20 protein-coding genes and 1 other RNA gene are annotated in these 20,523 nt (G+C 63.3%); 13 read left to right on the top strand and 8 right to left on the bottom strand.

Annotation, left to right across the window (positions count from 1 at the left end):
• Positions 1-21: 21 nt before the first annotated feature.
• The 4 genes from O4H62_RS04585 to O4H62_RS04570 form a co-directional block, all read right to left on the bottom strand.
• Complete coding sequence (locus O4H62_RS04585; RefSeq protein WP_269385939.1) at positions 22-438, bottom strand: MAPEG family protein; 417 nt, start codon at positions 436-438, stop codon at positions 22-24.
• 133 nt (positions 439-571) lie between these two features.
• Positions 572-826 carry a DUF2164 domain-containing protein gene (locus O4H62_RS04580; RefSeq protein ID WP_269385938.1) on the bottom strand — a complete coding sequence of 85 codons (255 nt, stop codon included), beginning with the start codon at positions 824-826 and terminating at the stop codon, positions 572-574.
• 124 nt (positions 827-950) lie between these two features.
• A complete protein-coding gene (locus O4H62_RS04575; protein WP_269385937.1) occupies positions 951-2,588 on the bottom strand; it encodes a chloride channel protein in 1,638 nt (545 codons plus the stop codon).
• A gap of 3 nt (positions 2,589-2,591) precedes the next feature.
• Positions 2,592-3,089 carry a thioesterase family protein gene (locus O4H62_RS04570; RefSeq protein ID WP_269385936.1) on the bottom strand — a complete coding sequence of 166 codons (498 nt, stop codon included), beginning with the start codon at positions 3,087-3,089 and terminating at the stop codon, positions 2,592-2,594.
• 161 nt (positions 3,090-3,250) lie between these two features.
• On the opposite strand from O4H62_RS04570, the gene O4H62_RS04565 reads away from it, so the two are divergent.
• From O4H62_RS04565 to O4H62_RS04555, 3 genes are read left to right on the top strand one after another with little or no spacing between them, the layout of a single operon-like run.
• Positions 3,251-4,666 carry an FAD-binding oxidoreductase gene (locus O4H62_RS04565; protein WP_269385935.1) on the top strand — a complete coding sequence of 472 codons (1,416 nt, stop codon included), beginning with the start codon at positions 3,251-3,253 and terminating at the stop codon, positions 4,664-4,666.
• Between the two features lie 44 nt (positions 4,667-4,710).
• Positions 4,711-8,559, top strand: coding sequence for an AsmA family protein (locus tag O4H62_RS04560; protein ID WP_331284447.1), 3,849 nt, complete (start codon positions 4,711-4,713; stop codon positions 8,557-8,559).
• Positions 8,560-8,581: 22 nt separating this feature from the next.
• Entirely contained in the window at positions 8,582-9,175 is a 594-nt protein-coding gene (locus tag O4H62_RS04555; protein ID WP_269385934.1) for a hypothetical protein, read from the top strand.
• Between the two features lie 36 nt (positions 9,176-9,211).
• On the opposite strand, the gene O4H62_RS04550 is transcribed toward O4H62_RS04555, so the two are convergent.
• The 4 genes from O4H62_RS04550 to ssrA form a co-directional block, all read right to left on the bottom strand.
• On the bottom strand, positions 9,212-9,454 hold the full coding sequence (locus O4H62_RS04550) for a ribbon-helix-helix domain-containing protein (protein ID WP_269385933.1): 243 nt from the start codon (positions 9,452-9,454) through the stop codon (positions 9,212-9,214).
• A gap of 3 nt (positions 9,455-9,457) precedes the next feature.
• Positions 9,458-9,652, bottom strand: coding sequence for a DUF4169 family protein (locus tag O4H62_RS04545; RefSeq protein ID WP_269385932.1), 195 nt, complete (start codon positions 9,650-9,652; stop codon positions 9,458-9,460).
• A gap of 13 nt (positions 9,653-9,665) precedes the next feature.
• Entirely contained in the window at positions 9,666-10,229 is a 564-nt protein-coding gene (locus tag O4H62_RS04540) for an SspB family protein (protein WP_269385931.1), read from the bottom strand.
• A 241-nt stretch (positions 10,230-10,470) separates the two neighbouring features.
• Positions 10,471-10,841: a transfer-messenger RNA gene (gene ssrA / locus O4H62_RS04535) on the bottom strand.
• A 116-nt stretch (positions 10,842-10,957) separates the two neighbouring features.
• Here ssrA and O4H62_RS04530 point away from each other — a divergent pair.
• The 10 genes from O4H62_RS04530 (at position 10,958) to O4H62_RS04485 (ending at position 20,466) form a co-directional block, all read left to right on the top strand.
• Positions 10,958-11,266: a DUF2853 family protein gene (locus O4H62_RS04530; protein ID WP_269385930.1), complete on the top strand. Its 309-nt coding sequence runs from the start codon at positions 10,958-10,960 to the stop codon at positions 11,264-11,266.
• 154 nt (positions 11,267-11,420) lie between these two features.
• Positions 11,421-12,566, top strand: coding sequence for a sialidase family protein (locus tag O4H62_RS04525; RefSeq protein ID WP_331284444.1), 1,146 nt, complete (start codon positions 11,421-11,423; stop codon positions 12,564-12,566).
• 184 nt (positions 12,567-12,750) lie between these two features.
• On the top strand, positions 12,751-13,545 hold the full coding sequence (locus O4H62_RS04520) for a thymidylate synthase (RefSeq protein WP_269385928.1): 795 nt from the start codon (positions 12,751-12,753) through the stop codon (positions 13,543-13,545).
• Complete coding sequence (locus tag O4H62_RS04515; RefSeq protein ID WP_269385927.1) at positions 13,542-13,883, top strand: MazG nucleotide pyrophosphohydrolase domain-containing protein; 342 nt, start codon at positions 13,542-13,544, stop codon at positions 13,881-13,883. Before O4H62_RS04520 ends, O4H62_RS04515 begins: the two co-directional genes overlap by 4 nt.
• Positions 13,876-14,391, top strand: a complete 516-nt coding sequence (locus tag O4H62_RS04510) for a dihydrofolate reductase (RefSeq protein WP_269385926.1) — start codon at positions 13,876-13,878, stop codon at positions 14,389-14,391. Before O4H62_RS04515 ends, O4H62_RS04510 begins: the two co-directional genes overlap by 8 nt.
• A gap of 142 nt (positions 14,392-14,533) precedes the next feature.
• Positions 14,534-15,652: an FtsH protease activity modulator HflK gene (gene hflK, locus O4H62_RS04505; protein ID WP_269385925.1), complete on the top strand. Its 1,119-nt coding sequence runs from the start codon at positions 14,534-14,536 to the stop codon at positions 15,650-15,652.
• Positions 15,652-16,575 carry a protease modulator HflC gene (gene hflC, locus O4H62_RS04500; protein ID WP_269385923.1) on the top strand — a complete coding sequence of 308 codons (924 nt, stop codon included), beginning with the start codon at positions 15,652-15,654 and terminating at the stop codon, positions 16,573-16,575. Before hflK ends, hflC begins: the two co-directional genes overlap by 1 nt.
• Before the next feature lie 17 nt (positions 16,576-16,592).
• Positions 16,593-16,781 (top strand): DUF2065 domain-containing protein, encoded by a 189-nt coding sequence (locus O4H62_RS04495; protein WP_269385921.1) that lies wholly within the window; start codon positions 16,593-16,595, stop codon positions 16,779-16,781.
• Between the two features lie 105 nt (positions 16,782-16,886).
• Complete coding sequence (locus O4H62_RS04490; RefSeq protein WP_430538372.1) at positions 16,887-18,368, top strand: DegQ family serine endoprotease; 1,482 nt, start codon at positions 16,887-16,889, stop codon at positions 18,366-18,368.
• Between the two features lie 316 nt (positions 18,369-18,684).
• Positions 18,685-20,466: a B12-binding domain-containing radical SAM protein gene (locus O4H62_RS04485; protein WP_269385920.1), complete on the top strand. Its 1,782-nt coding sequence runs from the start codon at positions 18,685-18,687 to the stop codon at positions 20,464-20,466.
• The last annotated feature ends 57 nt before the right edge of the window (positions 20,467-20,523 follow it).

The raw sequence follows: 20,523 nt of genomic DNA, 5'->3' as shown, positions 1-20,523 counted from the left end.
GCCATTTCCGGATGGTGTTGGTTATACCGCCAGCATCCAAAGCCCGTGGCCGAGCAGGCCGATCAGCAGCACCACCTGCGCCAGGAACGACAGCCCGAAGCCGCCGCCGCGCTGCCAGCCCGGCGCGTCTTCCTGGATGAAGTGCCAGGCATGCAAGCCGCGGCCGATGGTAAAGACAGCTCCGAGCACATGGGCGGCGAGAACCGGCATGCCGATCAGCGCGCCGGTAAGCAGCATGATGAAGAACATCGGCATGTTCTCGATCGCATTGGCGTGGCCGCGGATGATGCGGATGAGATGCTTGACCCCGCCATCGCCGATCGAGACCTTGTACTTGCCGCGCAGGCGGCCGGTTTCGGTGGCGATCCACAACAGGATGGCCATGTTGAGCGCCGTGTAGATGCCGACAGCCGAAAGGGCTGGAATGAGGGTCTGCATGTGGATCTCCCTAAGGTAGACTGTCCCTGAACAGTCCGCGAGTTTCGGTTTATATGGCGATGCCGGATATCGGCCGGGAAGTAAACGGTCAAAAGAGCCGCAATCCGCCGCGGTGCAGGAATGCGTTGCCGAGTCAGCGCAGATGCTTGGTCGGCTGCTCCAGCGCGAAGACGTCGTAGGAGAGACTTTCCATCCGCTTGGTGATCAGTTCCTGCGCATCGTAGACGCCGCGATTGTAGAAATAGGCGCCCATCTTCTCACCGAAGAACCGCATCAGCATTTCCGCCGGCAGCGCCCCGATGTCCTGGTCCAGTTCCTCGCGGAAATACTCCTGGATCTCGCCCACCAGGGCCCTGGTTTCCTCGCGGCTGAAGGTGATCGGTTTCATCGGGGTCTCTTTGATTGGGATTGAAGGCGTCCTGGGCCGGGCGGTTGTGCTGTGCACCGGACTGGTGTTTCGACCTGTTCGGCTGATTCCGGACAACCTGGCAAGGACAGACTGACCGCCGGGCCTAACGGTGTTCTTCCTCGCTGGCGGCGATCAGGCGGCGGTTGAAGTGACTGACGGCCTTGACCTGCTCGGCCCAGCCGATGATCTGCCGTTCCTCGCTGTCGGCAACCACCGGCAAACGCGTGTGCCCGCTGGTATCGAACACGCGCAGTGCGGTTTCAAGCGTGTCGGCGGGCTTGAGCGACGGAACATCCTGCTCGGGATCGTAATACTCGGTCTCGGCGCCGTCTTCGGGCAGGGTCATGAAATCCATCACCCGCGCATTGCGCAATTCGGTCCGGTGCGGGCCTTCCTTGACGAAAAGCCCGCGCATTTCCAGCTGCCACTGGAAGTAGGAATGACCGTGCAGCGCCAGATTGGCCCCGTGGGCGATGGCGACGGTCAGGAGCAGCGCGATCGACAATGCATAGCCGCCGGTCAGTTCGAACACGATCACCGTGGTCGAGATCGGCGCGCCGAGCACCGCGCCCGCCACCGCTCCCATGCCGAGGATCGAATAGAGCGCCTGGCTGGATGCGAGCCCCGGAAACACTGAAGCGGCGATGATGCCGAAGGCGCCGCCGGTCATGGCGCCCAGATAGAGCGAGGGCGAAAACACCCCGCCGCCAAACCGCGCCCCGAGCGTGATCGCCGTGGCCAGCGTCTTTACCACGATCAATGTCAGCATCAGGCCCAGCGACAGCTGTCCCCACAGCGCCAGGTCGGTGGTCTCGTAGCCGACGCCGAGAATATGCGGAAAGGGGACCGCGATCAGCCCTACGATCAGCCCGCCGCAGATCGGCAGCGCCCAGACCGGGATCGGCGAGCGCCGCGCCAGGTAGTCGGCGGAAAACAGCGTGAACTGGAAGACTGTGGCCACCAGCGCGCAAACCACGCCAAGCAGAGCGAAGGCGGGAAACTCCCAGTAGGAGGTGATCTGGTAGGACGGCACGATAAAGGCGGCTGCCTCGCCGAACCAGAGCCGCGACACGATGGCACCTGCCGCCGAGGAGATCACGATTGGCACGAAGGAGCGGGAGGCATAGTGCCCGAGGATCACCTCATGGGCGAACAGCACGCCTGCAATCGGGGCGTTGAAGCTGGCGGAGATTGCCGAGGCGACGCCGGCCGCAAGCAGCGTCCGGCGGGCATAGTCAGGCAAATGCAGCCGGTCGCCCACGGCACTTGCAAGCGTTGCGCCGAGGTGGATGACCGGACCCTCGCGGCCGGCGCTGCCACCGGCGCCCAGCGAAATCGCGGTCGTCACGGCGCTCATCAGACCCTCGCGCAGGCTCAGCCGCCGGCCGGCAAGGGCGCGCGCCTCGATCACGTCGGCCACCCCGCTGGTCCGGCGCGAAGGGATGAACCGGGATACCAGTATGCCGACCACAACGCCGCCGAGCGTCGGGCCGGCGACGATCATGTACCAGGGTGTTTGCCGGGCCGCAGTGAGGACCTGTTCCGTGGCGTCGCCGAGCCAGTAGAGCTGCACAACGCCGATCAGTTGCCTGAAGGCGATGGAGGCAAGCGCGACCGACAGTCCGATCAGCAGCGACAGGCACCAGATCGCAGGTTGCCGGTGCTCGATAAACGCCCGGATGTTCGGGAGCACCCAGCTCCGGACGCGCCCCGGCATTGCACGTAGTATGTCAAAAAGCATGAATCAGCATGCCCCTCGGACTTGGCCGCGCGGGATGCCGATGGACCGCCCGGCTTGCGCGGGCCGGGGCAGGCTCTTGTGTGCCTCGGCCATGGCGGTGACGTTGGCGAGAATGTCGGCGGGCATTGCTGCGGTGCGCGGGCCGCTCATGTCGACATGCAGCTGCATTGTCTCGGAGGTCGCCGACAGCCAGCCGTCGACATGCCTGAGTTCCTGGAACAGATGGATCCGCTTGCTGTCGAAATCGAGGATCCAGCTGCCGACGCGAACCATCGCATCAGGCTTGAGTTCCCTGATGTAGCAGACATGCGCCTCGGCGGTGAAGAAGCTCATGTTGCGCGCGGCCAGATAGCCGGGCCCGCAGCCGAACAGATCGAAGATGAGATCGGCGCCCTGATCGAGCAGCACGTTGTAGTAGGCCATGTTCAAATGACCGTTGTAATCGAGCCAGGCCGGATCCAGTCCGCGGGCGGGCGCGATTACCGGGGCATCAAACAACATGGCTTCTCCCTTACAATTACGGTGACCTGCCGCCACTAATGTTGGCCTGTCGCGTCTCCCACACTGGACAAGAGCGCCGCAGTTTGCACATTACCTCATCACGTCGAAGCAGCAAGCATATGGCGGAATTGGCGTAACCACGATTGACCGGAGAAAAGCACATGGGTCTGAGCGATGTCGAGCCCGGCCTTCGCAATGAAGAAGGCATCGAAGCGGTCATTGGCGTGTTGCGTCAGCGCTTTGGCGAGCAGTTGCAGACAAGCGAGGCGCTGCGCGCCCAGCACGCGCACACCACCACCTACATTCCCGGCCAGCTGCCCGACGCGGTGGTCTTTCCCGGTTCTGCCGACGAGGTAAAGCTGATCGTTCGCGCTTGCGCCGATCACCGCGTCCCGGTGATCCCGTTCGGCACCGGCTCGTCGCTCGAGGGCCAGGTCAACGCGCCCAATGGCGGCATTTCCATCGACATGTCGCGCATGAACCGGGTGCTCGAGGTCAACGCCGAGGACCTCGACTGCACGGTCGAACCGGGCGTCACCCGTGAACAGCTCAACACCTATCTGCGCGACACCGGGCTGTTCTTCCCCATCGATCCCGGCGCCAACGCCTCGATCGGCGGCATGACCGCGACGCGCGCTTCGGGCACCAACGCGGTTCGCTACGGCACCATGCGCGACAATGTCATCGCGGTAACCGCGGTCACGGCTGCGGGCGAGGAGATCCGCACCGCCCGCCGCGCCCGCAAATCCTCCGCCGGCTATGACCTCACCCGCCTGTTCGTGGGCTCCGAAGGCACGCTCGGCGTGCTCACCTCTGTCACCCTTCGCCTGCAGGGCATCCCGCAGGCGATCTCCGGCGGCGTCTGCCCGTTCCCGAGCGTCGAGGCGGCCTGCAACGCGGTTATCATGACCATCCAGATGGGCATTCCGGTGGCCCGCATCGAATTGCTCGACGAGCTTCAGATGAAGGCCTGCAACGCCTATTCGAAGCTCAACAATCCCGAAAGCCCGTCGCTGTTCCTCGAATTCCACGGCACCGAGGCGGGCGTCGCCGAACAGGCGGCGCTGTTTGCCGAGATCGCCGCGGAATGCGGCGGCGGCGAGTTCCTGTGGACCTCCAATCCCGAGCAACGGACTGAACTGTGGAAGGCGCGCCACAACGCCTATTGGGCCTCGCTGCAGCTCAGGCCCGGCGCCAAGGGCATCTCCACCGATGTCTGCGTGCCGATCTCCCGGTTGGCCGAATGCGTCGCCGAGACCCAGGCCGATATCGCCGCCAACAATCTGATCGCGCCCATCGTCGGCCACGCCGGCGACGGCAATTTCCACGTGCTCATCCTGCTCGACACCGATATCCCGGCCGAGATCAAGGCCGCCGAAGACTTCGTCGGACGGCTCAACGCGCGCGCCCTGGCGATGGATGGAACCTGCACCGGCGAACATGGTATAGGTCAGGGCAAGCGGTCATACCTTTCGCTTGAAATGGGAGAGGGGGTTTCCGTAATGCGGCAGATCAAGCAGGCGCTCGACCCCATGAACATCATGAACCCGGGCAAGATCTTCTCGTTCGAGGGCTGAGACCGACACAAGCGGCTATGTTGTCCGCAGAGGAGGATTGAAAGCTGATTCGGATTTTCGTTGCCATTGGCGGTTTGCTTGTGCTGGCGCTGTTCGCGGCGCTGATCGGTCCCTATTTCATCGACTGGAGCAGCTACCGGACGGCATTCGAGGCCGAGGCGAGCCGCATCATCGGCCAGCCGGTCAGGGTGCGCGGCGATGCGGACGCCCGCCTGCTGCCGTTTCCCTCGGTAACGTTTTCCGATGTCGTTGTCGGTGACCCGGCAGAACCGTCGATGACCATCAGCCGGTTTTCGATGGACGCGGAACTGGCACCTTTCCTGAGCGGCGAGGTGCTGATCTTCGACATGCGGGTGGAAGCGCCAAAGGCCGTGGTGCGTGTGCTCGAGGACGGACGGCTCGACTGGGCGCTCAAGCGCAGGCCGACGCCGCCCGGCGATCTCGTCGTGCTCGAGCGCGTCACCATCGCCGACGCCGATATCACCATCATCGACGACCAGAACGGCCGCACCCACAACCTTCGCGACATCAATGCGCTGGTCTCGGCCAAATCGCTGTCCGGGCCGTGGCTGATCGAGGCCGAGGGCGAGATCGCCGGCCATCGCGGCGGCGTGTCGATTTCCACCGGCATTGCCCAGGCCGACGGCTCGATCCGCATGCGCGTGAGGACGGTGCCCGATGAATGGCCGGTGTTTCTGGAGACCGAAGGCGAGGCCCGGATCAAGGACAACAAGCCGCTCTACGACGGTCTGTTCACCTTGACCGTGCTGTCCGACCCCGGCGCCGGGGCGGTCGTGTCCGAAAAGCCGCTGCTTGTCGCCAAGGGCGATTTCGCCGCGACCAACGAGCGCCTTGCCATCGAGGAATGGCGGGCCGAGATTGGCTTTTCCGCCGATCCCTACATCGTCACCGGTCAGGCCACCATCGACACCGGGCCGAACCCCGAATTCCTGCTGCTTGCCGACGGTCAGCAGATCGACATGGACCGGCTGTCGGGCGAGGAAGCCCCCGCCGACGGCACAGCCGTTGCCGTGCCGCTGGGCGAGCGGCTTGCAATCGTCAACGCCATGATCGACCGGCTGCCGCCGCCGCCATTGCCGGGACGCATCTCGCTCAATCTTCCGGCAATCGTGGCGGGGGATACCACCCTGCGGGAAATCCAGCTGGAGGCCCGGCCCGATGGCGATGCCTGGCTGGTCGACGCCTTCTCGGCCAATCTTCCCGGCCGCACCACGGTCGAGGCGAGGGGCAGGCTGGTGTCGGGCGCCGACGCCGGCTTCGACGGCACGTTGACCGTGGCCTCGACCCAGCCCTCGGGGCTGGCCAACTGGCTCGTCGGCGATGTCGATCCGGTGATCCGCAGGCTGGGTGCTGCCGGCTTCTCCGCAAATGTCAGCCTGTCCTCGCAACTGCAGCGCTTCGAGGCGCTGGAAGTCGCGGTCGGCCCGGCCATTCTCAAGGGCCGGCTGGAGCGCCAGACGCCGGCTGAAGGCGCGCCCTCGCTGTCGGTTGAATTGACTGGGGACACGTTCGATGCCGACGCCGTGCGGGCGCTGGCCCTGCTTGCCGGCGCGGAAAGCAAGGCGGTTCGTCCGCTTGCCGAATACAATCTCGCGGGCCGCGTCACCGCCGGCACCTTCACCATCGGCGACTACCGTCTTGCCGGCCTCGACACCTCGATGTTCTGGCGGAATGGCGAGCTCACGATCGAGCGGCTGAAATTTGCCGATTTCGGCGGCGCCTCGGGCGCGTTCAGCGGTTCGCTCGCCGGCTCCTTCTCGGCCCCCACCGGAGAGATCAGCGGCACGTTCGGTGCGGCGACCGCCGATCGGTTGTTTGCCCTTGCCGAACAGATGAGCGGCGGCCACCAGATCATCCGCCGTCTGGGCGCCAACAGCGCGGCTTTCGACGATCTGGCGGGCAATGTGGACCTGAAGCTGGACCCGGATTCCGGCCCCGCCCTCACGGTCAGCGGCATGGCCGGCGGCAGCATCTACAGGATCAGCGCATCGGGCACCGGGATGACACCCGGCGGCGACGGGCCGCGCACCATCGCCGTCAAGGCGGAAAACCCCGAGGCCTACCGCATTCTCGAGCAACTGGGATTTGCCGTGCTGCCGCTGGAAGGCGAGGGGCCTGCGGAACTTGAACTCAATGCCTCCGGTGGCGCCGACAACGGCGAACTGGCGATCGATCTCCGCCTTGCCTCCGGCCCCTCATCGTTCACCCTCAAAGGCAATGGCCGGATCCCGGCAGCCGAGCCTGCCACCGGCCTGTTCAACCTCGTCGTCGATGCTGCCGACATCGAGCCGTTCGTCATCATGTTCGGCCATTCGCTGCCCCAGGCCGGCGCGGGCCTGCCGCTCTCGATGACGGCAAGCCTGGCGGTCAACGATCAGGTGAGCCTGCTCTCGGAGATTGAGGGCAAGGCCGAGGACAATGGCTTTTCCGGACGGCTCGAGTTCGACCGCTCGGCAACCGACCTTTCCGGCAAGGGCAGCCTGCGGATCGACTATGCCAATCTTGAATGGCTCGGCGAACTGGCACTCGGTCCGCAGCTGTTTTCCGACGACGGGGCGACCTGGAGCGATCAGCCCTTCCTGCCGCCCGCTCCGGGACAGCCGGTCCTTGAGATTGCGCTTGAAGCCGCTGAGATCAATCTCGGGCGCGGCGGAACGGCACGGAATTTCAAGGCCGATCTGTCGACCGGCACCGGGCTGATGGCGCTGGAGAACGCCGAAGCCGACTGGTTCGGCGGCCGTCTGGGCGGCCGGGTGTCGCTCAGCAACGCCGATGGATCGGTGTTCCTGTCAGGACGGGTGAGCGGGCAGGGCGCCGATCTGGCGGCGCTGGACCGGGCGGTGCGTGGCTCGTCGGCCTTCTCCGGGACCGCCGGCGCCAGCGTCAGTCTCGAGGGCACCGGCAAGTCCAGGCGGGAACTCGTGGCCTCGCTGGCCGGCGGCGGCGAACTGACGGCGGCGGATCTGACCATCTCCGGACTGGACTCCACGGCCTTCGCCCGCATCCTGGGTGCTGCGGACCGCGAGGACTTCAAGATCGAGACGGATGCGGTGGCGAGCCTGGTCGACGGGTTGATGGCCGGCGGCTCGATGCAGGCCGAGGCCCTGCGCCTGCCGTTCACCCTGACCGGCGGGGTGATGCGTTTTGCCGGCACCGGGATCAGCGACGAGTACGCCGAATTGTCCGGTGACGCGCGTGTCGATCTGATTGGCCTGCGGCTTCAGTCAGACTGGCGGCTGGCTTTCGAGCCCGGTGTCGAGGCCATCGCCGGCGGCGACCCGTCGGTGGTCTTCGGGCTCGGCGGCCTGCTGGTCGATCCGGCGGTGTCGATCGATGCAGGTCAGCTGACCAATTATCTCTCGATGCGGGCCTTCGAGCGCGAACGCCGCAAGGTCGAGCTGCTGCAGGCCGGCGTCGTGGAGAAACAGCGGCTCAGGCGCGAGATTGCGCTTCTGAACGAACGCGCCGCGCAACGCGAGGCCGCCGAGGCTGCCCGTCTGGCCGCCGAGGAAGCCGCGCGGATTGCCGCGGAGGAGGCCGCAAGACAGGCTGAGGAAGAGGCAACACGCCGGGCTGAGGAAGAGGCGGCGCGCCAGGCCGAAGAAGAGATCCGGCGCGCGGCCGAAGAGAAGGCCGCCGCCCAGCGTGCAGCCGAGGAAGCTGCCCGGCAGGCAGCCGAGGAAGCAGCGCGGCAGAGCCGCGAATTGAATGCGCCCGATGCGATCGAGCGCCGTCCGCTCGCCGATCCACTGGCCAACCCGCCATCCGCCATCGAGGGCGACACCCAACAGATCACCATTCCCGAACTGCGGTTCGAAGACCTGCCCGGCGTCGAGGACCCGATCCGCAGCCTTATCGACGGGACAAATTAGAACAATTTCATTTGGGGTTGAAATGGTACCGCTAAATTTCAGTTTGCAGGGATATCAATTTCAATCAGGCTTGAAAGTAATTCGTGACAGTTTTCTGGCGTCTTCAAAGGCTTTGGGTGATAGTATTTCGAGCATAGAAGATAAAATTATCGCTTATGAGAAGTCTGGTGTGTTTGTCGGTGAGCTTGATGAAGACGGCAATCGACTCTGGTCAGAGGATCAGCGCTTGGGTTTGGAACTAATATCCGCCAAAGAGGGGATAATGCATATGCGAAAGGCATGTGTCATCGTTCTATATCATCACTGGGAAAAGGCGATTGGAAAACTTCAGGGTGGTGGTAAAGGTAACCATGAAGAATTGATTGAAGTCGCTCTAAAAAACAACGTATCTGTGGACGTAAATGGAATGGAAAGATTGCGTCTATTGGTAAACACTTTGAAACATAACAGTGAAACTCAGGGGAAGAGTTTAAAGATCAAGTGGCCAGATGTATTCTTGGGAGGTTCTGGAGTCGGCTCTTGGAATGATTGGTATGGGGCGGTTTTTTTAAAAGATTCGCATTTAGAAGAGGCGTTCAGTATTTTGTATGCGTCCGGGCCGCAAACTCGATTTTAAGAACTCTCAATCTGATTTCTCGAATTTAGCCTTTCATCACTCGCCAGCGCCATCAAGCGCCCACTCGAGCACCGCAACGCGGATGGCCGAGGACAGGTTGGCTGGCGTCGAGCCGGGCGTCGCCTGTGCCGCGTCGATTTCGGCGATCAGGGCGGCGACCGCCATGCCGCGCTCGTCGGCCATCCGCCTGAGCGCATCCATGAAGGCGTCTTCGAGGGTGATGCTGGTGCGGTGTCCGCGAATGCTGACCGAGTGTTTGCGGATCTCGCCGCCGGTCATGCGTCAGGAACTGCCGTTGTCGGGCTCGCGCCGGGAGGCGTCGTGCTCGCGCGCGGCCTTTTCGTTGCGGGCCCGCGCCAGCTCGCGCTCGGCTTTGGACCGTCCATGCTCGAAGCGGTTGCGCTCGGCGTCGGCCTCTTTCGCCGCGCGGTCGCGCCGCTTGCGGGCCATGCGCAGATTGACGACATCGCCGCTCATCGCGCGCGTCCGGTCAGTTCTTCTTGCGGAAGGAATCGAGCGAGACGACATCCGCGCCGGGCTTCTTTTCGGCGTCCGTGGCGGCTTCGTCATCGCTGGCGTCGGCTGCGGCGGCCTTGTCGTCCTTGGCGGCCGGTTCGACCAGCCGTTCGATCGTGCCGGCCAGTTCGGCCCGGTCATCGTCGTCCTCGTCGCCGCCATCATTGGCCGCCACGTCGAGCACGGTGTCGAATTCCAGTTCAAAATTGACCGACGGATCGTAAAACCCGCGGATGGCGGCAAACGGTACCACCAGCTTTTCGGGCTTGTCGGAGAAGGACAGGCCGATCTCGAACTGCGATTCCGTCACCTTCAGGTCCCAGAACTGGTGCTGCACCACGATGGTCATCTGTTCCGGGTAGCGCTCCTTGAGCGCGGTCGAGATCCGCACGCCCGGAGCTTCGGTCAGGAAGGTGATGAAGAAATGATGTTCGCCCGGAAGGTATCCCGTCACCGCTACCTCGGACAGCACCTTGCGGATCACGCCACGCAGCGCGTCCTGGGCAAGAATGTCGTATCGAATGTGGTCTTGCGGCATCAGCGCGTTCTTTCCTGTCTGGGCCCGGTGCTCAGAGCCGATTCCTGATCGTGACGGCGGTCTGATCACGCCGATTCACCTGTCTTTCTTACCGGAAAGCCCATGCGCTTGAAAGCTGTGTTGCAGGATAAAGCCGGATTGCTTTCAGGAACGGTCCAGCCACGGCGCATACCGCTTGCCGGTGGTCCCGATTGGCGGGACGGGCGCATTGGGTGTTTCGCTCGGTCCATGCATCGGGGAAAATGGAGGTTTCTGTTGCCAGGTACCTCCGAACCCCGCCTAGAAGTGCGACCCCCTAGGACTTGATTTGAAGTGTCACACCGCCATTAGGCAGCGAGACGAGCTTCCGCATAGTTGTCGTTTGCAACTACAAGTTTAGCCCGATAACGGTGGTACAATGCCGAACAAAAAGTCGCTCTTTACACCCTCGTCGATCCTGTTTCGCCCCCATCATCATCCGGCCGCTTGGCCGCTTCGGCATGTCGCCGGATCATGGTGGAGGCGCCGGGTACCGCCCCCGGGTCCGAATGGTTTATTGCAACGCTCGTTTATTGTCATAGCTGCTTGCGCAGCACTCCCAATATAGGGTGCGCATCCCCCGATGAAAAGGGGTTAATCACCGCGAGGGACTATTGACAGCTTCTGCTTCCGCGCCAAACATGCAGACGTTGAATTGCTAACGGAAGGCGGTTCCGGGAGGGGCGGCTTCCAGTTCAAGGGGAATATCCATGACCGACTACGCAGCCGATGTGAAGAAATACGACGCCGGTGCATCCGATGAAATCATCGGCAAGATTGTCAAGCACCTCGGCATTGCACTGAGAAGCCGCGATTCTTCGATGGTTGCTTGCTCGGATCCGTCGGAACTGGCGCGGGTGTCCGAAAAATGGTGCGGCAAGAAGCTCGGCGTCACCGGCGCTGCCGCCGACGATGCGGTGGCCAAGGTCTGCGAGATGATGAAGGCCGATAACTCCAAGGCCCGCGTCACCTTCTACTATCTGGTTGCCAAGCAGCTCGGCAAGCTCGGCGATCTCTGATCCCGCCTGAGCCCGAACGCGCCCCGCTCTGATTTTCAGGGCGGGGTTTTTGCTGCGATCAAGCGGCAGGCCGGCCGCGATCTAGGCAATGCAGACCGTCAATGATATCCTGCATCCGGTTTGACGGAGCGCGTCCAGGATGTCTTCTCGCAGCGTGACAATCCTCGTAGGCACCACAAAGGGCGCCTTCCTTGTTACCGGCGGCAAGGACCGCGACGGCTGGACTGTCAGCGGACCGTTCTGCGACGGCTGGCCGATCAACCACATCATCGGCGATCCGGCGACGGGGACGCTCTGGGCCGCGGGCGGCGGCGACTGGCACGGCGCCGGCGTCTGGCGCTCTCCTGATGGCGGTGAAAGCTGGGATCTCACGCGGTTGACCCGCGGCACGATGGACGACTGGGCCGAGAACGATCCGGACTTCGCGGCCATGATCAACTGGAGCGGCGGGCCCCTGCCGTTCGCCGGAACGTTCTCGCAGATCTGGTCGCTGGGTTATGCCCACGGCACGCTTTACGCCGGCACCAAGCCCGCCAGCCTGCTCGCCAGCACCGATGGCGGGATATCCTGGGAAAGAGTCGAGGGGCTCAGCAACCATCCCTCCGCCGGAAGCTGGAATCCCGGCGGCGCGGGCCTGGTGCTGCACACCATCGTCGCCGATCCGTCTGATCCGAAGAAGCTCTGGATCGGCATCTCCGCCGCCGGCGTGTTTGCCACCGAGGACGGCGGCGTGACCTGGGAGCGCCGCAACCGTCTTTCCAACATCGGCGCCTGCGCCCATCACGACCACCCTGCAGGTCCACAGGACGGCGAGATCGGCCACTGCGTGCACAACATGATGCGCGCTCCGGGCGACAGTGACGTGCTCTATCAGCAGAACCACCACGGCGTCTGGCGCTCGCCCGATGGCGGCCGCAACTGGGACGACATCACCGAAGGGCTGCCTTCGACATTCGGCTTTCCGATCCGGGTGCATCCGCGCGACCCCGACACGATCTGGACCCTGCCGCTCAACGGTGACAGCCAGGGCCGTTATCCGCCCGATGCCGCCGCCGCGGTCTGGCGCTCGCGCGACGGCGGCGCCAGCTGGCAGGATCTGCGGGAAGGGCTGCCGCAGCAGAGTTGCTATTTCACCGTGCTCCGCCAGGCCATGGCGGGAGATGCACGCGACCCGGCCGGCATCTATTTCGGCACCAACTCGGGCTCCGTCTTCGCCAGCCTCGACGAGGGCGACAGCTGGGACGAGATCGCCCGGCACCTGCCGACGGTGCTGGCTGTCGAAGTGCTGGATCGGGCGTGACGGTGAATACCGCAATCCGTATTAGCTCAGGATAATGGGAATGGTAAAACAGGCCCTTGTGCGAGTTGCCGGATTCAATCTGACAAGCTGTGCCGTCCGGTTACGGGGATAACCGGCTCGCGCCGTTTAAGCCCGCGCCCAACTCGGCTAGGATCGCACTTCCTCGAATCATCAAGCGGCGGCCATGCAGCAATATCACGACCTTCTCCGCCTGGTTCTCGACCAGGGCTCCGACCGCGACGACCGCACCGGCACCGGCACGCGCAGCATTTTCGGTCACCAGATGCGCTTCGATCTGTCGGCGGGCTTTCCGGTGCTGACCACCAAGAAGCTGCATTTGCGCTCGATCATCCACGAACTCCTGTGGTTCCTGAAGGGCGACACCAACATTGCCTATCTCAAGGCCAACGGCGTTTCGATCTGGGACGAGTGGGCCGACGAGAACGGCGACCTTGGCCCGGTCTACGGCGCGCAGTGGCGCTCATGGCCCGGGCCCGACGGCACCACGATCGACCAGATCGCGGGTGTCGTGCGCCAGATTACGACCAATCCGTCCTCGCGCCGCCACATCGTTTCGGCCTGGAACCCGGCCGAGGTCGATAACATGGCGCTGCCGCCGTGCCATTGCCTGTTCCAGTTCTATGTCGCCGACGGCAAGCTTTCCTGCCAGCTCTACCAGCGCTCCGCCGACATCTTCCTGGGCGTGCCCTTCAACATCGCCTCCTACGCGCTGCTGACCATGATGGTGGCGCAGGTGACCGGCCTCAAGCCGGGCGATTTCGTCCACACGCTCGGCGACGCGCATCTCTACAAGAACCATTTCGACCAGGCCCATCTGCAGCTCTCGCGCGAGCCGAAGGCTTTGCCGGTGATGCGGATCAATCCGGACATCACCGACCTGTTCGCCTTCACCTACGAGGATTTCAAGCTCGAAGGCTATGATCCGCACCCGGCGATCTCCGCCCCGATCGCGGTGTGACCGTGGAATTGCGCCAGATCCAGCAGAAGGTGGAAGCCGTTTCACGGATCTACGCGAAAAACTGCGATGTTCGCCGCGACGACGACTGGTACTTCCTCAAGATGCAGGAAGAGACCGGTGAACTGCTTCAGGCGTGGCTGCGGTTGACCGGCCGCGGACGTCGGAAGGGCGACACCGAGGCCGTGATCCGGCAACAGCTTGAGGATGAACTCGCCGACTGCCTGGCCCAGGTTCTGCTGATCGCAGACCGTTTTGACATCGACGTGGAAAAAGCCACTGCGCGGAAATGGTTCAAGTATCTGCCCGAAGACAAGAAGCCGGGAAATGCCGATGACTAATCCGAAAATCGTCCTGGTCGCAGCCCATGCCCGCAACGGCGTGATCGGCCTTAATGGCGACATGCCCTGGCGGCTGCCGTCTGATCTCAGGCACTTCAAGGCGGCAACACTCGGCACGCCGGTGATCATGGGCTCGAAGACCTATCGCTCCATCGGCCGGCCGCTGCCGGGCCGCGCCAACATCATCGTCTCGCGCTCCGGATTTTCCGCTGACGGCACGGAAACGGCTGAAAGCCTGGACGCCGCGCTCGAACGTGCAAAGAGCCACGTCACCGAGACCGGGGCCAACCAGATCTCCGTCATCGGCGGTGGCCAGATCTACGCCCTCGCCATCGGTCTTGCCGATGAGCTCGTGCTTACCGAGGTCGACGCCGACATCGAGGGCGACACGGTCTTCCCGGCAATCGACTCGAGCCTGTGGCAAAAGGTCAGCCTGTCCGATCCGGTAAAGACGGAAAAGGACACCCATACGGTCCGTTTTGCCGTCTGGCGGCGGCGAAATCGATAATTCGACAGGATTAGGTCCTAATCGGCGTCTGATCGCACAATGCCGCGTTGAAAGCGGCGGGTGCGATACCTATAACGAGGACAACGCGCGCGCACCGGAGTTTGCCGGTGTGCGCCATAACACGGTTTGGAAAGAGGTATTGATGCCCTGGAGCAATCAAAACGGAGGAGGCGGCGGCCCATGGGGCGGCGGCGGCAATGGCGGTGGCAACAATCAGGGTCCGTGGGGCAAGGGCCCGCAGCCGCCGCGCGGCGGTGGCAATCCGCCCGATCTTGAAGAACTGATCCGGCGTGGCCAGGACAAGCTGCGCCAGGTGCTTCCCGGCGGCGGCGGTGGCCCGGGTTCGGGAAGTTCGAAGCTGATCGTCGGCCTCGTTGCCCTGGGCCTCGTCGGTCTCTGGCTGATGCAGTCCGTCTACACGGTCCAGCCGGACGAGCGCGGCGTCGAGCTGCGCTTCGGCAAGCCCAAGGACGAGATTTCCCAGCCGGGCCTGCACATGGTCTTCTGGCCGTTCGAAACCGTCGAGATGGCAACCATCGTCGAGCGCGAAATGAGCACCGGTGGCTCGTCCCGCACCGGCTCCAGCGACGGCCTGATGCTGTCGGGCGACCAGAACATCGTCGATGTCGAGTTCAAGCTGCTCTATTCGGTCCAGGATCCGGCAGCATTCCTGTTCAACCTCGCCCGTCCGGAAGACACGCTGCGCCAGGTCGCTGAAAGCGCCATGCGCGAAGTGGTCGGCCGCAGGCCCGCCCAGGACATTTTCCGCGACAATCGTGAAGTGATCGCTTCCGAGGTGCAGACCATCATCCAGACGGTGATGGACAGCTTCCCGTCCGGCATTGTCGTCAACCAGGTTGCCATCGAGGATGCGGCACCGCCGCGCGAAGTGGCTGACGCGTTTGACGAGGTGCAGCGCGCCGAGCAGGACGAAGACCGCTTCGTCGAAGAAGCCAACCAGTACGCCAACCAGAAACTCGGTCAGGCCCGAGGTGAGGGCGCCCAGCTTCGCGAAGAGGCGTCCGCCTACAAGGATCGCGTCGTCAATGAAGCGACCGGTGAAGCCGGCCGCTTCCTGTCGGTCTACGAGGAATATGCCAAGGCGCCGGACGTCACCCGCTCGCGCCTCTACCTCGAAACCCTCGAGAAGGTTCTCGGCGGATCCGACAAGGTCATCATCGAACAGAATGGAGGCGGCGCAGGCGTCGTGCCCTATCTGCCCCTGCCGGAAGTCCGCAAGAATGCAGGAGGCAACAACTAATGGCTAACCGTCTTCCCCTTATCGGCGGCCTGCTGGCCGTTATCGCCTTCGTCGTCTGGTCGTCGATCTTTGTCGTCAACGAGCGCGAACAGGCAATCGTCGTCCGCTTCGGTGAGATCCAGAGCGTCAAGACTGAGCCCGGCCTCTACTTCAAGCTGCCGTTTGCCTTCATCGACGCCGACACGGTGCAATATGTCGAGGACCGCGCCCTGCGGCTTGATCTCGACGACATCCGTGTCCAGGTCTCGGGCGGCAAGTTCTACGAGGTCGACGCCTTCGTTCTCTACAAGATCACCGATGCGCGTCGCTTCCGTGAAACCGTCTCCGGCGACCGTGTGGCTGCCGAATCCCGGCTCCGCACCCGTCTGAACTCCGCCCTGCGTACCGTTTACGGTCTGCGCGGCTTTGAATCGGCGCTGTCGGACGAGCGCACCTCGATGATGCGCGAAGTCCGCGACCAGCTTCGTCCCGAAGCCGAATCGCTCGGTCTGCGCGTCGACGATGTCCGCATCCGCCGCACCGACCTGACGCAGGAAGTCTCGCAGCAGACCTTCGAACGGATGAAGGCCGAACGTCTGGCCGAAGCCGAACTGATCCGGGCCCGCGGTAACGAGGCGGCCCAGCGCATTCGCGCCATCGCCGACCGTCAGGTCGTCGAGATCGTCTCCGAAGCCGCCCGCGACGCGGAAATCATCCGAGGCGAAGGCGACGGCGAGCGCAACCGGATCTTCGCCGAGGCGTTCTCGCGCGACTCGGAATTCTTCGAGTTCTACCGGTCGATGAACGCCTACAGCCAGGCGCTGGCGAATTCCGGCACCACCATGGTGCTGTCGCCCACCTCGGAGTTCTTCCGCTATTTCAACAATGCCGCGGGTGCCGCTGCCGCCGCTCCGGCGACGGCTCCGGCCGCACCGGCCAACTGATGAACGGGTGACCGCCGGTGAGCATGTTCTTTCTGGCGGTCGGACTTGTGCTTGTAGTGGAGGGGCTGGCCTATGCGCTGGCCCCTTCCTTTATCCGCCGCATGGCGGAAGAACTGCCCAAGCTGGGCGATGAGTATCTGAGAGTTTTCGGCGTTGCCGCACTGGCGATCGGCGTTGGCCTGGTCTATCTGGCGCGGCATCTATAAGCGGCTCGCCGGCGCCGTTGGCGGGTCGGGTCTGGATGTGCCGGACACGCGCCATATTTGGTGCACAATGCCGAACAATGAATGTCGTTCAGGGAGACGGTCTTGATGAGAACTATTCGCTTACGCTCGGTCCGGATGGCGTTCGCTGCGGCCATGCTGCTGGCCTCGCCCGCCATGCTGCCGGCCCATGCGCAGTCAAACAACGGTCCTGCATCGGTGGCCGACCTTGCCGAGGGGCTGCTCGATGCGGTGGTCAATATCTCCACCTCGCAAAACGTTGGCGGCGACGGCCGGACGCAGCCGCGCATGCAGGCGCCGGACGGCTCGCCTTTCCAGGATTTTTTCGACGAGTTCTTCAAGGACCGTCAGGGTGAGGGTCCGCGCAACCGCAAGGTTTCGTCGCTCGGGTCTGGTTTCGTCATCGATGCCGCCGAAGGCATCATCGTCACCAACAATCACGTTATTGACGGCGCCGACGATATCGAAGTCAATTTCGCCGACGGCTCCAAGCTGAAGGCGGAACTGGTCGGCGCCGATACCAAGACCGATCTCGCCGTGCTCAAGGTCGAGCCGGTCAAGCCGCTCACCGAGGTCCCCTGGGGCCAGTCCGACAAGATGCGGATCGGCGACTGGGTGATGGCGATCGGCAATCCGTTCGGCCTTGGCGGCACGGTCACCGTCGGCATCATCTCGGCGCGCGGCCGCGACATCAATTCCGGCCCCTACGACAATTTCATCCAGACCGACGCGGCCATCAACCGCGGCAATTCCGGCGGCCCGCTGTTCAACATGAACGGCGAGGTCATCGGCATCAACACGGCGATCATTTCGCCGTCGGGCGGATCGATCGGCATCGGCTTTGCCGTGCCGACCGAGCTTGCCGTCAATGTCATCGACCAGCTTCGCGAGTTCGGCGAAACCCGCCGCGGCTGGCTCGGTGTGCGGATCCAGCCGGTCACCGACGAGATTGCCGAGAGCCTCGGCATGACCGAGACCAAAGGGGCGTTGGTGGCGGGCGTCATTCGCGGCGGCCCTGTCGATGACGGGTCGATCGAACCCGGCGACGTGATCGTCCGCTTCGACGGCAAGGACGTCGACAACATGCGCGACCTGCCGCGCGTTGTCGCCGAAAGCCCGGTCGGCAAGGCGGTCGACGTCGTCGTCATCCGCAAGGGCGAGGAGCAGACCGTCAAGGTGACCCTAGGACGGCTCGAGGACAGCGAGCAGCAGGCCGGCACTGATACGGATGGCAACGATGGCACGACGAACCTGCCCGATACGATCGAGACCGTCACGGTGCTTGGCATGACGCTGGCGGAACTGACCGACGAGGGCCGCCAGGAATTCGCCATCACCGATGATGTCGAAGGCGTGGTGATAACTGATGTCGACCCCGACTCCGCCGCTGCCGAAAAGCGCATCATGCCCGGCGATGTCATCGTCGAGATCGCCCAGGAAGCGGTCATGACGCCGCAGGATGTGGAAGAACGCATCGCAGCGCTGAGGCAGGACGGCCGCCGCAACGCGCTGTTGATGCTGGCCGGGCGGACCGGCGAACTCAGGTTCGTCACCGTCCGTATGGACTGACAAACCGCGCGATAGACTGAAAAGGCGGCTCCTGAGCCGCCTTTTTTATGTCTGCCTGCATGAACGCCCATCCATTTCCCGACAAGTGCAAGAGCTTGCTGACGCGGAAACTGCGGATCCGGCTCTCGTTTCGCGTTGAAATCACCCGGTCCTGTGTAAAAGGGTGATCGTAAATGGCCGAAACAGAAGACTATTCCGCGTGTTCTTCCATCCGGTCGGTTGCCGATGCTTCCCGGCGCCGGACGTGACACGCGGTTTTGTTTCGTGCTACCCAGAACAGGTACTTCTGGAATGCCTCTGGAGTGAAAGCTGTGTCATGACCGATCCAAGCGGCGTTGAGAGCAGGCGGTTTCAACTCGTCCTGATCAAGCCCTCCCACTACGACGATGATGGCTATGTCATTCGCTGGTGGAGATCGATGATCCCGTCGAACTCGCTGGCCGCGGTCTACGGCATTGCCGGCGATTGTGCGGCACGCGAGGTGCTTGGTCCCGGTGTCGCCATCGACATTACAGCGATCGACGAGTCCAACACCCGCATCGACATTCCAAAGCTGCTGAGACGGTTTGAACAGAACGGCAATTTCGGGCTCATAGCCCTCGTTGGCGTTCAGTCGAACCAGTATCCGCGCGCCCTCGATATTGCCCGTCCGTTTCGTCTGGCCGGATTGCCTGTCATGATGGGCGGGTTTCACGTTTCAGGGTGCCTCGCCATGCTCGACGGCAAGGCCGTGGATCTGGACCAGTGCCGGGACATGGGAGTTTCCATGTTCGCCGGCGAGGCCGAAGGCCGCCTCGACATGGTGCTGCGCGACGCGGCGGCGGGTAAGCTCGAGCCGGTGTACAATTTCTTGAACGACCTGCCCAATATCGGCGGCACCCCCGTGCCGTTCCTGCCCAAGCAATATGTCGAGCATACGCTGGGATTGAGCACCAGCTTCGATGCCGGGCGAGGCTGTCCCTACCAGTGCTCCTTCTGCACGATCATCAATGTCCAGGGACGCAAGTCACGCTTCCGCTCGGCCGATGACGTGGAAAAGCTGGTGCGGATGAACTGGGCGCAGGGCATCCACAAGTTCTTCATCACCGATGACAATTTTGCCCGCAACCGGGACTGGGAGGCCATCTTTGACCGCCTGATCGAGTTGCGCGAGAAGGACGGCATTCCGCTTGGCCTGATGATCCAGGTCGACACGCTGTGCCACAAGATCGAGAATTTCGTCGAGAAGGCGAAGCGCGCCGGCGTCACCCGTGTCTTCATCGGGCTCGAGAACGTCAATCCGGACAATCTTGCCGCCGCCAAGAAGCGCCAGAACAAGATCACCGAATACCGGCGCATGCTGCTGGCCTGGAAGGCGCAGGGCATCATCACCATTGCCGGGTACATCCTGGGCTTTCCCGCCGACACTCCGGAAACGATCCGTCGCGACATCGCCATCATCCAGAACGAGCTGCCGCTCGACATCGTCGAGTTCTTCTGCCTGACGCCGCTGCCGGGATCGGAAGATCACCAGGTGCTGTGGAAGGCCGGCGGGGAGATGGACCCGGACCTGAACATCTACGATGTCGAGCACGTCTGCATGCAGCATCCGAACATGAGCAAGCAGGAGTGGGAAGACGTCTACCGCGAGGCGTGGTCGCTGTACTACACGCCCGAACATATGCGGACATTGCTCAGGCGTGCGATTGCGACCGGCGTCCCGCTGCACAGCGTGGTCAAGCTGCTGGTCACTTTCGCCACCGCCGTGCCGCTGGAAAACATTCACCCGCTGCAGACAGGCCTGTTCAGACTGATGCATCCCTCAGAACGCCGCCCCGGGCTGCCACGTGAAAACCCGATCGTCTTCTGGCCGCGCTTCGCCTGGCAGACGCTCAACAAGAACGCGCAGATCATCGGCAAGATCGTTCACCTTGCGCTCGTTGCGCGCAAGCTTTCGCGTCGGGACGGCGCCATGGAGTACATGGATCAGGCCCTGACGCCGGTCACTGACGACGATGATCAATCGCTGGATCTGATGACCAAGACCACCGGCGGAACATCCGCCGTCGCTCATTTGAAGAACGTCGCCCGGCTGACGGCGGTCTCCAAGGCCGGCTGAGACGGATGTCGCGCGCCGCAGCGGCATCCAGAACACTCTCCGGACCGGCACCGGTTC

The sequence above is a fragment of the Parahoeflea alexandrii genome, from assembly GCF_027214025.1.
Lineage (GTDB): Bacteria > Pseudomonadota > Alphaproteobacteria > Rhizobiales > Rhizobiaceae > Hoeflea > Hoeflea alexandrii_A.
Note: the sequence above shows the minus strand (reverse complement) of the source record. Positions and strands in the feature narration are given on the sequence as shown.